1 protein-coding gene is annotated in these 333 nt (G+C 64.3%); it reads right to left on the bottom strand.

Features of this window, described 5'->3' with window-relative positions; genetic code table 11:
* The coding region (locus ACYP33_RS30170; protein WP_459624958.1) for a hypothetical protein at positions 1–316 on the bottom strand (316 nt) is incomplete at its 3' end.
* Positions 317–333 lie beyond the last annotated feature (17 nt).

Below are 333 nucleotides of genomic sequence, written 5' to 3'. Positions count from 1 at the left end.
AAAAATAGCCGACATCGGCCACGGTGAACACCGTGTCCGCGCTGCCGCCGTAGCGCGCGATCGTGCCGGTGAGCGCTTGCTCGGTCGGTGCATTAAGCGTCGCGGCGTGATTGTCCCTGTACGACGAGATATTGCCGGCCGTATCGACCAGGGCCGCTGAAACCTGCTTCGCGCCCATGACGGGCGCATCGAACCTCGCCAAACCCGTGGCGAGCGCCGTCGCGCTCAACGCGTGTTCGTACATGCGGCCGTCGATGATCAGCAACAGCTTGTAGCCCGGCGCGACCTGCCCCGGGGAGAATTTCACGGTCATCATGCCGCCGTTGCCATCGA

The organism is Burkholderia sp. 3C (assembly GCF_054589155.1).
This window is presented reverse-complemented; position numbering and strand designations above follow the sequence as displayed.